At 58.7% G+C, this 14,747-nt stretch carries 12 protein-coding genes; 6 read left to right on the top strand and 6 right to left on the bottom strand.

From position 1 onward, the window contains the following. Nucleotides 1-5: 5 nt before the first annotated feature. Nucleotides 6-1,382, top strand: coding sequence for a Trk system potassium transporter TrkA (trkA, locus tag KGA81_RS05165; protein ID WP_104450374.1), 1,377 nt, complete (start codon nt 6-8; stop codon nt 1,380-1,382). 177 nt (nt 1,383-1,559) lie between these two features. Further along, nucleotides 1,560-1,874, top strand: a complete 315-nt coding sequence (locus KGA81_RS05160; protein ID WP_223544829.1) for a tetratricopeptide repeat protein — start codon at nt 1,560-1,562, stop codon at nt 1,872-1,874. A 127-nt stretch (nt 1,875-2,001) separates the two neighbouring features. Here KGA81_RS05160 and KGA81_RS05155 read toward each other — a convergent pair whose 3' ends face one another. Together KGA81_RS05155 and KGA81_RS05150 are read right to left on the bottom strand one after the other, a co-directional pair. Next, a complete protein-coding gene (locus tag KGA81_RS05155; RefSeq protein ID WP_223544828.1) occupies nt 2,002-2,889 on the bottom strand; it encodes a lysophospholipid acyltransferase in 888 nt (295 codons plus the stop codon). 40 nt (nt 2,890-2,929) lie between these two features. Then, nucleotides 2,930-3,487, bottom strand: a complete 558-nt coding sequence (locus KGA81_RS05150) for a DNA-3-methyladenine glycosylase I (protein ID WP_223544827.1) — start codon at nt 3,485-3,487, stop codon at nt 2,930-2,932. Nucleotides 3,488-3,568: 81 nt separating this feature from the next. Between KGA81_RS05150 and glyQ the strand changes: the two genes are divergently transcribed. From glyQ to KGA81_RS05130, 4 genes are all read left to right on the top strand, one after another. Then, complete coding sequence (gene glyQ, locus KGA81_RS05145; RefSeq protein WP_003187265.1) at nt 3,569-4,522, top strand: glycine--tRNA ligase subunit alpha; 954 nt, start codon at nt 3,569-3,571, stop codon at nt 4,520-4,522. Continuing rightward, complete coding sequence (gene glyS, locus KGA81_RS05140) at nt 4,519-6,573, top strand: glycine--tRNA ligase subunit beta (protein ID WP_223544826.1); 2,055 nt, start codon at nt 4,519-4,521, stop codon at nt 6,571-6,573. Before glyQ ends, glyS begins: the two co-directional genes overlap by 4 nt. 4 nt (nt 6,574-6,577) lie before the next feature. Continuing rightward, entirely contained in the window at nt 6,578-7,117 is a 540-nt protein-coding gene (gene gmhB, locus KGA81_RS05135) for a D-glycero-beta-D-manno-heptose 1,7-bisphosphate 7-phosphatase (protein ID WP_165798734.1), read from the top strand. 83 nt (nt 7,118-7,200) lie between these two features. Then, nucleotides 7,201-7,980, top strand: a complete 780-nt coding sequence (locus KGA81_RS05130) for a lysophospholipid acyltransferase family protein (protein WP_223544825.1) — start codon at nt 7,201-7,203, stop codon at nt 7,978-7,980. Between the two features lie 262 nt (nt 7,981-8,242). Here the strand turns inward: KGA81_RS05130 and gyrB are convergent, their stop codons facing one another. From gyrB to dnaA, 4 genes are read right to left on the bottom strand one after another with little or no spacing between them, the layout of a single operon-like run. After that, entirely contained in the window at nt 8,243-10,660 is a 2,418-nt protein-coding gene (gyrB, locus tag KGA81_RS05125) for a DNA topoisomerase (ATP-hydrolyzing) subunit B (RefSeq protein ID WP_108218879.1), read from the bottom strand. Between the two features lie 5 nt (nt 10,661-10,665). Further along, entirely contained in the window at nt 10,666-11,769 is a 1,104-nt protein-coding gene (recF, locus tag KGA81_RS05120; protein ID WP_007985068.1) for a DNA replication/repair protein RecF, read from the bottom strand. 7 nt (nt 11,770-11,776) lie between these two features. Next, nucleotides 11,777-12,880: a DNA polymerase III subunit beta gene (gene dnaN / locus KGA81_RS05115; RefSeq protein ID WP_007969885.1), complete on the bottom strand. Its 1,104-nt coding sequence runs from the start codon at nt 12,878-12,880 to the stop codon at nt 11,777-11,779. A gap of 39 nt (nt 12,881-12,919) precedes the next feature. Continuing rightward, nucleotides 12,920-14,440: a chromosomal replication initiator protein DnaA gene (gene dnaA, locus KGA81_RS05110; RefSeq protein WP_223544824.1), complete on the bottom strand. Its 1,521-nt coding sequence runs from the start codon at nt 14,438-14,440 to the stop codon at nt 12,920-12,922. Nucleotides 14,441-14,747: the final 307 nt, after the last annotated feature.

The raw sequence follows: 14,747 nt of genomic DNA, 5'->3' as shown, positions 1-14,747 counted from the left end.
ACTGGATGAAAATCATCATCCTCGGTGCAGGGCAAGTCGGCGGTTCGCTGGCGGAACACCTGGCCAGCGAAGCCAACGATATTACTGTGGTCGACACCGATGGCGAACGCCTGCGCGATCTCGGCGACCGCCTGGACATCCGCACCGTTCAAGGTCGCGGCTCATTCCCGACGGTGTTGCGCCAGGCCGGAGCCGATGACGCCGACATGCTGGTCGCGGTGACCAACAGCGATGAAACCAACATGGTCGCCTGCCAGGTCGCCCACACCCTGTTTCACACCCCGACCAAGATCGCCCGGGTTCGCGAAGCCGCCTACCTGACCCGCGAGGAGCAATTGTTCCAGAACGAAGCGATTCCTGTGGACGTGCTGATCAGCCCGGAACAAGTGGTTACCAACTACATCAAGCGCCTGATCCAGCATCCGGGCGCCTTGCAGGTGATCGACTTCGCCGAAGGCAAGGCGCAACTGGTGGCGGTGCGGGCGTACTACGGCGGGCCGCTGGTGGGTCAGCAACTGCGGCAGTTGCGCGAGCACATGCCGAACGTGGAAACCCGTGTCGCGGCGATTTTCCGTCGAGACCGGCCGATCCTGCCCCAGGGCGATACGGTGATCGAAGCCGACGACGAAGTGTTTTTCATCGCTGCCAAGGCGAACATTCGCGCGGTCATGAGCGAAATGCGCCGTCTCGACGAGACCTATAAACGCATCGTCATCGCCGGAGGCGGGCAAATCGGCGAGCGTCTGGCCGAGGCTATCGAAAGCCGTTATCAGGTAAAGATCATCGAGATGAATCCGGCCCGTTGCCGTCATCTCTCGGACCACCTCGACAGCACCGTGGTGTTGCAGGGCAGCGCCTCGGACCGCGACCTGCTGCTGGAGGAGAACATCGCCGACGCAGATCTGTTCCTCGCCCTGACCAACGACGACGAAGCCAACATCATGTCGTCGCTGCTGGCCAAGCGCCTGGGTGCGAAGAAGGTGATGACCATCATCAACAACCCGGCTTATGTCGATCTGATCCAGGGCGGCGACATCGACATCGCCATCAGCCCGCAACTGGCGACCATCGGCACCTTGCTGGCCCACGTGCGCCGGGGCGACATCGTCAGCGTGCACTCACTGCGCCGGGGCGCGGCGGAGGCCATCGAGGCGATTGCCCATGGCGATGCGAAATCGAGCAAGGTGATCGGCAAGGCCATCGAGAACATCGGCCTGCCGCCGGGTACCACCATCGGTGCGATCATCCGCGACGAAGAGGTGATCATTGCCCATGACGACACCGTGATCGAAACGGGCGACCATGTAATTTTGTTCCTTGTGGATAAAAAGCATATTCGCGATGTGGAGAAGCTGTTCCATGTGGGGTTGAGCTTCTTCTGATGCGGATTTTTCGGTGATCGGATTGGCCTCATCGCGAGCAAGCTCGCTCCCACAGGGTTCTTGGTCGTACACACCATTTGTGTTTCTGAAGATCAAGTGTGGGAGCGAGCTTGCTCGCGATAGCGGACTTCCAGATCCCGGATATCTTCCTGACACACCTCAAAAAGGAATCCACCGATGATCGAATCCCTGGAAAAAATGCTCGCCAAGGGTGTGGATAACGCTTTGCTGCGCTTCGGTTTGGGCAAGGGTTATCTGGATCTGGGGGAGAACGCCAAGGCAGTGGAGCATTTTCAACGCTGCGTCGAATTCGATCCGAAGTATTCAGCGGCGTGGAAACTGCTGGGCAAGGCCCATCTGGCGCTGGCGGACTTTGCGGCCGCGCGGCAAGCCTGGGAGCAAGGCGTGGAAGCTGCTCGCGGCCATGGTGACAAACAGGCCGAGAAGGAAATGACGGTGTTCCTGAAGAAGCTCGAGCGTCAGGCGCACTGACCAGAAGATAACGCAGCCTGTGAGAAGCCCTTGCAGGAACTGCCGAAGGCTGCGATTTTTTGATTTTTATCAAAGCAAGATCAAAAGATCGCAGCCTTCGGCAGCTCCTACGGGGTTATCCACAGCGTCAATACCAGCGAGCTTCACCCGGTGGACGCTTCTTGAAGCGCTTCATGCTCCACATGTACTGGCTCGGATACGCCCGCACATAGCGCTCGACCACCTGGCTCATGGCCGCGCACGAGGTCTCGGTATCGGTGCTGTACATGGCTTCGGGCGCGGCTTCCAGGATCACCTTGTAGCCTGAACCGTCCGGCAGCCGCAGGGCATGCAGGAACACGCCGACCGCTTTGCCGCCGGCGAGCATGTTCGGCACGAACTTGCTGGTCAGCGCCTTCACCGCGAAAAACGGCACGAAGATCCCGGCGGACTCGGCTGGCTCCGGGTCGGCAGGAATACCCACCGCACCACCTTTGCGCACTTCCTTGATGACGCTGAGAATGCCTTCCTTGGTGGAAGCGGCCACCTTGTTGCCCAGCTGTACCCGCTGCTTTTGCAGCAATTCATCCACCGCCTTCAATTTGGGCGGACGGTAAAAAATGATCGGTTTGCACTGGCTGCAATAGAAGTGGTTGAGCACTTCCCAGTTGCCCAGGTGGCTGGTGATGCCGACCACGCCTTTGCCGGAGGCGAGGGCGTCCTTCAATATGTCGAGGCCTTCGACCTCGCGCACCAGGTCGATGGAGCGCTGGGCCGGCCAGATCCAGGCGCAGGCGCTTTCGGTCAGGGACTTGCCGATGTCCTTCAGGCTCTGGCCCACCAGGCGCTCACGCTCGACAGGGTCCATGTCCGGAAAGCACTTGGACAGATTGATCCGTACCACGTCGCGGGAACGGTTCGGGGTTTTCCACATGACCCAGCCAATCGCCGAGCCCACGGCCTGCACGGCCCGCCACGGAAGCAGGGCAAACAGCCGCAGAGCGCCTACCAACAAGGCGCCTTTCAACTTATCCACAGGTCACTCCTGATTTTGTGCTGTGCGCAAGGCGGCCATTCTAACCGCCGTTCGCCAGCTGCGCGTAGCGGTCGCAATCGCGGGTGTGATCCATGACCATGCCCGAGGCCTGCATCAGCGCGTAGCAAATGGTCGGCCCGACGAAGGTGAATCCGGCTTTTTTCAAGCCCTTGCTCATTTCCACGGCGGTCGGCGTCACGGCCGGGACTTCGCCGCGATCCTTGAAATGATTGATCACAGGCACACCACCGACGAACGACCAGAGAAATCCCACCGGGTCCTCCAGCGCCAGCCAGGCCTGGGCATTGCGCCGGGCCGCGTTGAGCTTGAGGCGGTTGCGGATGATGCCCGGATCGAGCATCAACTCGTCGATTTCGGCATCGCTCATCTGCGCCACACGCTGGACATCAAAACCGAACATCACCTGACGATAATGCTCGCGTTTGCGTAGCACGGTGATCCAGGAGAGGCCGGCCTGGAACCCTTCGAGCAAAAGCAACTCGAACAATCCCTGCGCATCGCGTAGCGGCGTGCCCCACTCCTGATCGTGATATGCCATGTACAGCGGATCTTCGGAACACCAAAAGCAGCGTGGCATAAGGCTCCAGGGGGCGTGCGCAGCCATGAATCGGGTATACTCCCGCTCTTTAAATCGCAGCCCAAGAAACAGGTGAATTTCGTGAGCCAGCCTACGCCAGCCGTGCGTACCTTCCAAGACTTGATCCTCGCCCTCCAGCAATACTGGGCCGAGCAAGGTTGTGTGGTACTTCAGCCCTACGATATGGAAGTAGGCGCCGGCACTTTCCACACTGCTACATTCCTGCGCGCCATCGGCCCGGAAACCTGGAACGCCGCCTACGTGCAGCCAAGCCGCCGTCCGACTGACGGCCGCTACGGCGAAAACCCGAACCGTCTGCAGCACTACTACCAGTTCCAGGTCGTCCTGAAGCCGAACCCGGACAACTTCCAGGAACTGTACCTGGGCTCCCTCAAGCACGTCGGTCTGGACCCGCTGGTCCACGACATCCGCTTCGTCGAAGACAATTGGGAATCGCCGACCCTCGGTGCCTGGGGTCTGGGCTGGGAAGTCTGGCTCAACGGCATGGAAGTAACCCAATTCACCTACTTCCAGCAAGCGGGCGGCATCGAGTGCTACCCGGTGACCGGCGAAATCACCTACGGTCTCGAGCGCCTGGCCATGTACCTGCAAGGCGTGGACTCGGTCTACGACCTGGTCTGGGCTGACGGCCCGTTCGGCAAGGTGACCTACGGCGACGTGTTCCACCAGAACGAAGTGGAACAGTCGACCTACAACTTCGAACACGCCAACGTCGACAAGCTTTTCGAACTGTTCGATTTCTACGAAAGCGAAGCCAAGCGCCTGATCGAACTCGACCAGCCGCTGCCGTTGCCAAGCTACGAAATGGTGTTGAAGGCCTCCCATACCTTCAACCTGCTGGATGCGCGCCGGGCAATCTCGGTGACTGCGCGTCAGCAATACATCCTGCGTGTACGCACCCTGGCGCGTTCCGTTGCGCAAGCCTACCTGCTGGCTCGCGCCAAGCTGGGCTTCCCGATGGCGACCCCGGACCTGCGTGATGAAGTACTGGCCAAGCTGGAGGCTGCACAATGAGTGCTCTGGATTTTCTGGTTGAACTGGGCACTGAAGAACTGCCACCCAAAGCCCTGAACACCCTGGCCGAGGCGTTCCTCGCCGGTATCGACAAGGGCCTGCAAGCTGCCGGCCTGAACTACGAGACCAAAACCGTTTATGCCGCGCCGCGCCGCCTGGCTGTGCTGATCACCTCGCTGGCCACCCAGCAACCGGATCGCAGCATCAACCTGGACGGCCCGCCACGTCAGGCCGCGTTCGATGCCGAAGGCAACCCGACCCAGGCGGCACTGGGCTTCGCCAAGAAGTGCGGCGTCGATCTGAGCGAAATCGATCAGAGCGGCCCGAAACTGCGCTACAGCCAGAGCATTGCCGGCAAGGCGACCGCGAGCCTGCTGCCGACCATCGTCGAAGATTCCCTGAACGACCTGCCGATCCCGAAACGCATGCGTTGGGGCGCGCGCAAGGAAGAGTTCGTTCGTCCGACCCAATGGCTGGTGATGCTGCTCGGTGACCAGGTCATCGACTGCACCATCCTCGCCCAGAAGGCCGGCCGCGATTCCCGTGGTCACCGCTTCCATCACCCGGAAAGCGTGCGCATCGGTTCGCCATCCAGCTACCTGGCCGACCTGCGTGCCGCCTACGTTCTGGCTGACGCCAACGAGCGTCGCGAGATCATCAGCAAGCGCACCGAAGAGCTGGCCACCCGTCAGGAAGGCACGGCAATCGTTCCGCCAGCCCTGCTCGATGAAGTGACCGCGCTGGTCGAATGGCCGGTGCCGCTGGTGTGCTCGTTCGAGGAACGCTTCCTCGACGTGCCACAAGAAGCACTGATCACCACCATGCAGGACAACCAGAAGTACTTCTGCCTGCTGGACGCCGACGGCAAGTTGCTGCCTCGTTTCATTACCGTGGCCAACATCGAAAGCAAAGACCCGCAGCAGATCATCGCCGGTAACGAGAAGGTGGTTCGCCCACGCCTGACCGACGCCGAGTTCTTCTTCAAGCAAGACAAGAAGCAGAAGCTCGAAGACTTCAACCTGCGCCTGCAAAACGTGGTGTTCCAGGAAAAACTCGGCAGCGTCTACGACAAGGCCGAGCGAGTCTCCAGACTCGCCGCCTACATCGCCGCGCGAATTGGCGGCAACGCTTCGTGGGCTGCTCGCGCAGGCCTGCTGTCCAAGTGCGACCTGTCGACCGAGATGGTCGGCGAGTTCCCGGAAATGCAAGGTGTCGCCGGTTACTACTACGCCCTCAACGATGGCGAGCCGGAAGATGTCGCACTGGCGCTGAACGAGCAGTACATGCCGCGCGGTGCTGGCGCTGAACTGCCGAGCACCCTGACCGGTGCGGCCGTGGCCATTGCCGACAAGCTCGACACCCTCGTGGGTATCTTCGGTATCGGCATGCTGCCGACCGGCAGCAAAGACCCGTACGCCCTGCGCCGTGCCGCACTGGGCGTGTTGCGTATCCTGATCGAGAAGCAACTGGATCTGGACCTGAACGACGCCGTGGCCTTCGCTGTGAATGCGTTCGGGACCAAGATCAAGGCTGCCGGCCTGAACGACTCGGTGCTGGAGTTCATCTTCGACCGTTTGCGTGCCCGTTACGAAGACGAAGGCGTCGACGTCGCGACCTACCTGTCGGTGCGTGCCTTGAAGCCAGGCTCGGCCCTGGACTTCGACCAGCGCGTACAAGCAGTACAGGCCTTCCGCAAATTGCCGGAAGCCGCTGCCCTGGCCGCGGTGAACAAGCGCGTGTCGAACCTGCTGAGCAAGGTCGAAGGCTCGGTGCCTACCGTCGTGGAAGCCAAGTACTTCGACAATGCCAACGAGTTCTCCCTGTACTCGGCGATCCAGCAGGCTGACCAGGCTGTGCAGCCAATGGCCGCCTCGCGTCAGTACAGCGAATCCCTGGCACGCCTGGCTGCACTGCGCGAACCGGTGGATGCGTTCTTCGAAGCCGTGATGGTCAACGCTGAAGACGCCAAGGTCCGCGCCAACCGCTACGCCTTGCTGGCGCGCCTGCGTGGGTTGTTCCTCGGCGTCGCCGACATTTCGCTGCTGGGTTGAGGGACTGCTGTTGAAACTGCTGATTCTCGATCGAGACGGAGTGATCAATTACGACTCCGACGCTTACATCAAGTCGGTGGAGGAGTGGATTCCGCTCCCCGGATCGATCGAGGCCATCGCGCAGTTGAGCAAGGCCGGCTGGACGGTAGCGGTCGCTACCAACCAGTCGGGCATCGCTCGCGGTTATTACGACCTCGCCACCCTGGATGCCATGCACGAGCGCTTGCGCGCGCTGGTGGCGGAGCAGGGCGGTGAAGTCGGCCTGATCGTCTACTGCCCCCACGGGCCGGACGAAGGCTGCGATTGCCGCAAGCCGAAACCCGGGATGTTGAAAACCATCGCCGCTCATTACAACGTGTCGCTGACCAATCTCTGGTTCGTCGGCGACAGCCTTGGTGACCTGGAGGCCGCCAAAGCCGTCGATTCACAGCCAGTTTTGGTAAAGACCGGGAAAGGCGAAAAGACTTTGGGTAAAACCCTTCCGGTTGGCACATTGATTTTTGACGATCTGGCGGCGATTGCCGCAGAACTTATCCACAATTAGAGTGCTTCTGAAATTCCTGATAAGGGACCCGTCAGGAGTGCGCTTTATACAAGCGGGCAATTCCCGCAACGGTAAACGTCACCATGTCGATATTGCAGGCCATCAGAACCTTCCTCTTTTACCTGCTGCTGGGCACCAGCTCCTTGCTGTGGTGCAGCCTGAGTTTTTTTATCGCGCCGTTTCTGCCCTTCAAGGCACGTTACCGCTTTATCAACGTGTACTGGTGCCGCTGCGCCTTGTGGCTGAGCAAAGTGTTTCTTGGTATCTGCTACGAAGTGAAGGGTGCCGAGAACGTACCTGAAAGGCCTTGTGTCATTCAGTCGAACCACCAGAGCACGTGGGAGACGTTCTTTCTCTCTGCCTACTTTTCACCGCTGAGCCAGGTGCTCAAACGTGAATTGCTCTATGTGCCGTTCTTTGGCTGGGCCATGGCCATGCTGCGACCGATCGCCATCGATCGCGACAACCCGAAAGCCGCACTCAAGCATGTAGCAAAGAAGGGCGATGAACTGCTCAAGGACAATGTCTGGGTGCTGATCTTCCCTGAAGGCACGCGCGTTCCTTTCGGCACCGTCGGAAAGTTCTCGCGCGGTGGCAGCGCCTTGGCGGTCAACGCCGAATTGCCCGTGCTGCCGATTGCGCACAACGCAGGCAAGTTCTGGCCGAAAACCGGTTGGGCGAAGCAGCAGGGCGTCATCACTGTGATCATTGGCGAACCGATGTATGCCGCAGGCGCAGGACCGCGAGCCATTGCTGAATTGAACGACCGGGTCCAGGCGTGGAACGAGCAGATGCAACGGGAAATGGGATCGCTGCCACCGGCTCCGCAAGCGCCGGTTTCAAACGATCAGCTGGCTGTCTGAGATTCTGTGGATAACCTGTGTACCGTTTCATTGAAAAACGTCGTTTCTTGTACGTAACTTTATGATTTTTTTACATATTTCTTTGAATGATAAAAACCATAAAAACGTGCATAAGTTTTTTTAGGACGTAAAAAAGCCGGCTGATATAGCCGGTTTTTTTATGCCCGGAACAATTGCCAAGAGTGCTCCGCCGAGCGAGTAAAACGCACCAATAAAAAGGCCAATGCGAATGCATTGGCCTTTTTATTGGCATCGACCGGGATCAGAAGTCCAGGTTGGACACCGCCAGAGCATTGCTTTCGATGAAGTCACGACGAGGTTCGACCGCATCACCCATCAGGGTGTTGAAGATCTGGTCTGCGCCAATGGCGTCTTCGATGGTCACTTTGAGCATCCGGCGCTGGCTTGGGTCCATGGTGGTTTCCCATAGCTGATCCGGGTTCATTTCGCCCAGACCTTTGTATCGCTGGATGGTGTGACGCTTGGTGCTTTCAGCCATCAGCCATTCAAGGGCTTCCTTGAACTCGGTCACCGGCTTCTTGCGCTCGCCACGCTGGATGTACGCGCCGTCGTCCAGCAGGGTGCTCAGTTGAGCGCCTAGCGAAACGACAGTCTTGTAATCGTTGCTGCCGAAAAAGTCGCGGTTGAAGGTGACGTAGTTCGACAGGCCGTGGGAGATCAGTTCGACCTCTGGCAGCCAGACGTTACGTTCACGGTCTTCACGCAGGCTGGCTTTGTAAACCAGGCCGGACTTCTCGACGGTGCGCAGGCGAACTTCGTACTGAGCCAGCCAATCTTGCATCGCTGCGTGATCAGACAGTTGCTCCATGCTCACCGCTGGCAGGTAGATGAAGTGCTCGGTCAGCTCCTGTGGGTACAGGCGCGACAGACGCTTGAGGGTCTTCATCACCAGACGGAAGTCATTCACCAGACGCTCAAGTGCTTCACCGGAAATGCCAGGTGCTTCTTCGTTCAGGTGAAGGCTCGCATCTTCAAGGGCCGACTGCGTCATGTACTCTTCCATGGCGTCGTCGTCTTTGATGTATTGCTCTTGCTTGCCTTTCTTCACTTTGTACAGCGGCGGCTGAGCGATGTAGATGTAGCCACGCTCGATCAGCTCCGGCAACTGACGGAAGAAGAAGGTCAGCAGCAGGGTACGGATGTGCGAACCGTCGACGTCAGCATCGGTCATGATGATGATGTTGTGGTAACGCAGTTTGTCGATGTTGTACTCGTCGCGGCCGATACCGCAGCCCAGCGCGGTGATCAAGGTGCCCACTTCTTGCGAAGAGATCATCTTGTCAAAACGCGCCTTCTCGACGTTCAGGATCTTGCCCTTCAGCGGCAGGATGGCTTGGGTCCGACGGTTACGTCCCTGCTTGGCAGAGCCGCCCGCGGAGTCACCTTCCACGAGGTACAGTTCGGACAGGGCAGGGTCCTTTTCCTGGCAGTCAGCCAGTTTGCCCGGCAGGCCGGCGATGTCCAGCGCGCCTTTGCGGCGAGTCATCTCACGGGCTTTACGCGCCGCTTCACGGGCACGGGCCGCGTCGATCATCTTGCCGACGACCAGTTTGGCTTCGTTCGGGTTTTCCAGCAGGAAGTCGGAGAAGTACTTGCCCATTTCCTGTTCGACCGCGGTCTTCACTTCGGAAGACACCAGCTTGTCTTTGGTCTGGGAGCTGAACTTCGGATCCGGCACTTTCACCGAAATGATCGCGGTCAGGCCTTCACGGGCATCGTCACCGGTGGTAGCGACCTTGTGCTTCTTCGCCAGGCCTTCTGCTTCGATGTAGGTGTTCAGGTTACGCGTCAGTGCGGAACGGAAACCCACCAGGTGAGTACCGCCGTCGCGCTGTGGAATGTTGTTGGTGAAGCACAACAGGTTCTCGTTGAAGCTGTCGTTCCACTGCAGGGCGATTTCCACGCCGATGCCGTCTTCACGCTGGACGTTGAAGTGGAACACCTGGTTGACCGCAGTCTTGTTGGTGTTCAGGTATTCAACGAACGCACGCAGGCCGCCTTCGTACTTGAACAGCTCTTCCTTGCCGCTGCGCTCGTCCTTGAGGACGATGCCGACACCGGAGTTGAGGAAGGACAGTTCACGAATCCGCTTGGCCAGGATGTCCCAGCTGAAGTGTATATTCTTGAAGGTTTCAGCCGATGGCTTGAAGTGAATCTGGGTGCCCGTGGTTTCGCTCTCACCAACGATTTTCATTGGTTCTTGCGGAACACCGTGTACGTAAGTCTGTTCCCAGATTTTGCCGCTACGGCGAACGGTCAGGACCAGTTCTTTGGACAGCGCATTCACCACCGACACACCTACACCGTGCAGACCGCCGGATACTTTATAGGAGTTGTCGTCGAACTTACCGCCGGCGTGCAGCACGGTCATGATGACCTCGGCTGCCGAAACGCCTTCTTCTTTGTGCACGTCTACCGGGATGCCACGACCGTTGTCACGAACGGTGATGGACTCATCCGGGTGGATGATGATGCTGATGTCGTCGCAGTGGCCGGCGAGAGCTTCGTCGATCGAGTTATCGACCACTTCGAACACCATGTGGTGCAGACCGCTGCCATCGTCGGTGTCACCAATGTACATACCGGGACGTTTGCGTACGGCATCCAGGCCTTTCAGCACTTTAATGCTCGTTGAGTCGTACGTATTTTCTTCGCTCAATGCCTTCACTCCCGATGGTCGTGGGTCTGGGTGATACGGCCCTGTTCCACGTGGAACAGAGCGACTGGCGTTTCCGTCTGCCAGCCTTCCCTCAATAATTCGTGATCTACACAGGTGATAAATACCTGGCAGCGTAAGTCTTCCAACAAGCGGCAAAGCGCGCGACGGTGGTGCTCGTCCAGCTCGGACGGCAAGTCATCCACCAGATAAATACACTGACCGCGTCGAGCCTGGCTGACCAGGTGCCCTTGGGCAATCCGTAATGCGCAAACCACCAACTTCTGCTGGCCACGGGACAAGATGTCCGCGGCGTTGTGCGCGCCCAGTCTGAGACGCAAATCAGCACGTTGTGGTCCGGCCTGGGTATGCCCCATTTGCTGGTCCCGCTGCAGAGACCCGGCGAGCACAGCACTCAGTTCACGGTCTTTGTCCCAGCCGCGGTAATAGCTGAGCGTCAAGCCTTCAAGCTCAACCAGATCGCTCAAGGTTTGTTCAAAGACTGGTTTCAAGGCTTTGATATAAGCGCGGCGGTATTCATCTATTTCAGCGCTGGCCTGGCACAGTTCCCTGTCCCAAACCGCTTGCGAAACGGCGTCAAGTGTACCATGCCGCAGCCAAGAGTTTCTCTGGCGCAGGGCCTTCTGCAAGCGCTGCCAGGTTGACATGAAGCGCGGTTCCACGTGGAACACACCCCAGTCGAGAAACTGTCGGCGAATCTTCGGCGCACCTTCCAGCAATCGAAAGCTGTCCGGGTTGATCAGCTGCAATGGCAAGATTTCAGCCAGCTGTGCGGCACTGCGCGCGTTCTGCCCATCGATACGGATCTGGAATTCGCCTTGGCGATCCCGCGAAATGCCCAAGGCGCTATGCCCACCCTCCGCCAACTCAACCTGGCCAAAGACCGTGCACGCCAGTTGCTCGTATTGAATGACCGGCAACAGGCGGGTGCTGCGAAACGAACGGGCAAGCCCCAGCAGATGGATGGCCTCCAGAACACTGGTTTTGCCGCTGCCGTTGGCGCCGTAAAGAATATTGATGCGGGGGGAAGGGGAGAAGGTCACCGGGTGCAGATTGCGCACCGCGGTGACCGAGACGCGACTTAAGGACATCTAGCTATTACAGACGCATCGGCATGACAACGTAGGCCGAGTCGTCGTTATCCGATTCCTGCACCAGCGCGCTGCTGTTGGAGTCGGACAGGATCAGACGAACCTGCTCGGTGGTCATCACGCCCAGTACGTCGAGCAGATAGCTCACGTTGAAGCCGATTTCCAGAGAGCCACCGTTGTATTCAACGCCGACTTCTTCTTCCGCTTCTTCCTGCTCCGGGTTGTTCGCCTGGATCTTCAGCTGACCGCTGGCCAGTTGCAGACGGATACCACGGTACTTCTCGTTGGACAGAATCGCGGTACGACTGAACGCTTCGCGCAGCGCCTGGCGATCGCCCAGTACCAGCTTGTCGCCACCTTTAGGCAGAACACGCTCGTAGTCCGGGAATTTGCCGTCGACCAATTTTGATGTGAAGGTGAACTCACCGGTGGTGGCGCGAATGTGGTGCTGACCCAGCACGATGCTGACATTGCCGTCCGGCTCGGTGAGCAGGCGTGCCAGTTCGAGGATACCTTTGCGCGGCACGATGACCTGGTGACGATCCGGCTGACCGATATCGGCCTGCATCGAGCACATGGCCAGACGGTGACCGTCGGTGGCCACAGCACGGATTACGCCAGCGGAAACTTCCAGCAGCATGCCGTTGAGGTAGTAACGCACGTCCTGCTGGGCCATGGCGAAGCTGGTGCGCTCGATCAGACGACGCAGCTTGCTTTGCTCCAGGCTGCAGGTCAGCGAACCCGGGCCTTCTTCCACAGTCGGGAAGTCGTTGGCCGGCAGTGTCGACAGGGTGAAGCGGCTACGGCCGGCCTTGACCACAAGCTTCTGCTCGTCGACCTTGATGTCGATCAGCGCATCGTTCGGCAGGCTTTTGCAGATGTCCATCAGCTTGCGCGCGGGCACGGTGATGGAGCCCGGATCCGCCGGCTCTTCGAGTTGAACACGACCGACCAGCTCGACTTCCAGGTCGGTACCGGTCAGCGACAATTGCTGGCCTTCGACAACCAGCAGCACGTTGGAAAGCACCGGCAAGGTCTGTCGACGTTCGACGACACCTGCGACCAGTTGCAGGGGTTTCAACAGGGCTTCGCGTTGAATGGTGAAATGCATGGTCTAGTCCCTTGCCTTAATAAGCTGCGCTGGTGTTCATCAAGTGGTCAGCGTACGCAGCAGGTTCTTGTAGTCCTCGCGGATGTCCGCGTCGGATTCCTTAAGTTCGTTGATCTTGCGGCACGCGTGCAAGACCGTTGTATGGTCGCGACCGCCAAACACATCGCCAATTTCCGGCAGGCTGTGGTTGGTCAGTTCCTTGGACAACGCCATGGCGACCTGACGCGGACGAGCGACCGAACGCGAACGGCGTTTAGACAGCAAGTCGGAGATCTTGATCTTGTAGTACTCGGCGACAGTGCGCTGAATGTTATCCACAGAGACCAGTTTATCCTGCAACGCCAACAAGTCCTTCAGGGATTCGCGAATCAGCTCGATGGTGATATCGCGACCCATGAAGTGCGAGTGGGCGATCACGCGTTTGAGCGCGCCTTCCAGCTCACGAACGTTGGAGCGAATGCGTTGGGCAATGAAGAATGCGGCATCGTGAGGCAGCTCGACTTTGGCCTGATCGGCCTTCTTCATCAGGATCGCCACGCGGGTTTCCAGCTCCGGCGGCTCGACCGCTACGGTCAGGCCCCAGCCGAAGCGCGATTTGAGGCGTTCTTCAAGGCCTTCGATTTCCTTCGGATAGCGGTCACTGGTGAGAATGACCTGCTGGCCACCTTCGAGCAGGGCGTTGAAGGTGTGGAAAAACTCTTCCTGGGAACGCTCTTTGCGGGCGAAGAACTGAATGTCATCGATCAGCAAGGCATCCACCGAACGGTAGAAGCGTTTGAACTCGTTGATCGCGTTCAGTTGCAAGGCCTTGACCATGTCCGCCACAAAACGCTCGGAATGCAGGTACACCACCTTGGCATTCGGGTTCTTCTTTAATAGATGGTTACCCACAGCGTGCATCAAGTGGGTTTTACCCAGGCCGACGCCACCATAAAGGAAGAGCGGGTTGTAACCGTGCTTGGGATTGTCAGCCACCTGCCAGGCGGCGGCGCGCGCCAATTGGTTGGATTTACCTTCAACGAAGTTCTCGAAGGTAAAGGTGCGGTTCAGGTAACTGGTGTGCTTGAGCGCACCTTCGACCTGCACGGTACGTTGTTCGGCGCGAACCGGGGCCTGTTGCGAACTGGCGCCGGCCATGGGGTCGAAGCTGTCACGGGAAGGTTCTTGCTCGGTGACCTCTGCCACTTTTTGCGTCGTACGTTTGGTCGACGCAGCGGCAGGTGCTGGCTGTGGACTGGCCGGCGCTTGAACAGCCTGGGCCTGGGAAGCGGCGGCAGCCAGCGGAGCATTGGGCGCGGCACGGGGTGCCGAACTGCGTTTGCTGCCTATTAACAAGGAAAGCGCAGGCGCCAAGCCATTGCCGTGCTCATCGAGCAATTCGAGAACACGTCCCAGGTACTTTTCGTTGACCCAGTCCAGAACAAAACGATTGGGTGCATAGACACGCAACTCGTCGCCTTCGGCTTCGACCTGTAGTGGACGGATCCAAGTGTTGAATTGTTGGGCAGGCAGCTCATCGCGCAAAAGCTCCACGCACTGCTGCCAAAGTTCCACTGACACGGATATCCCCTAAGTTGAAAGCCGGTGAGGCAAAAACAAGCGGCCATTGTAGCGACCAGACGCCGACTTATCCACACGAAGGTGGTTCATCGACCAAGAAGAATCGCCGTTCCATACGCAAAAAAGACGACCAGCGGTCTGTGCATAAGCTCTGTGGATAACCGGGGTTAAGGTCATTGCACAAGTGGGGGCGAAACTCGGTGGATAACCGGCCTGTGGATAAAGCGAGCTTCCACACACAGGTTATCCGACAGCGCAGCACAGGCTGAACACTGTTTTCCACTGTAGTTGTCATTCTCTGTACAGC

Source organism: Pseudomonas sp. A-B-19 (genome assembly GCF_019947515.1).
Lineage (GTDB): Bacteria > Pseudomonadota > Gammaproteobacteria > Pseudomonadales > Pseudomonadaceae > Aquipseudomonas.
The sequence above is the reverse complement of the archived record's forward strand: the minus strand, read 5'-3'. Positions and strand labels throughout refer to the sequence as shown.

Bases quoted from the DNA above. Each gene is read 5' to 3' on its own strand.
- trkA (WP_104450374.1), top strand. From the start codon at position 6: ATGAAAATCATCATCCTCGGTGCAGGGCAAGTCGGCGGTTCGCTGGCG.
- KGA81_RS05160 (WP_223544829.1), top strand. From the start codon at position 1,560: ATGATCGAATCCCTGGAAAAAATGCTCGCCAAGGGTGTGGATAACGCT.
- KGA81_RS05150 (WP_223544827.1), bottom strand. From the start codon at position 3,487: ATGCCACGCTGCTTTTGGTGTTCCGAAGATCCGCTGTACATGGCATAT.
- glyS (WP_223544826.1), top strand. From the start codon at position 4,519: ATGAGTGCTCTGGATTTTCTGGTTGAACTGGGCACTGAAGAACTGCCA.
- KGA81_RS05130 (WP_223544825.1), top strand. From the start codon at position 7,201: ATGTCGATATTGCAGGCCATCAGAACCTTCCTCTTTTACCTGCTGCTG.
- recF (WP_007985068.1), bottom strand. From the start codon at position 11,769: ATGTCCTTAAGTCGCGTCTCGGTCACCGCGGTGCGCAATCTGCACCCG.
- dnaN (WP_007969885.1), bottom strand. From the start codon at position 12,880: ATGCATTTCACCATTCAACGCGAAGCCCTGTTGAAACCCCTGCAACTG.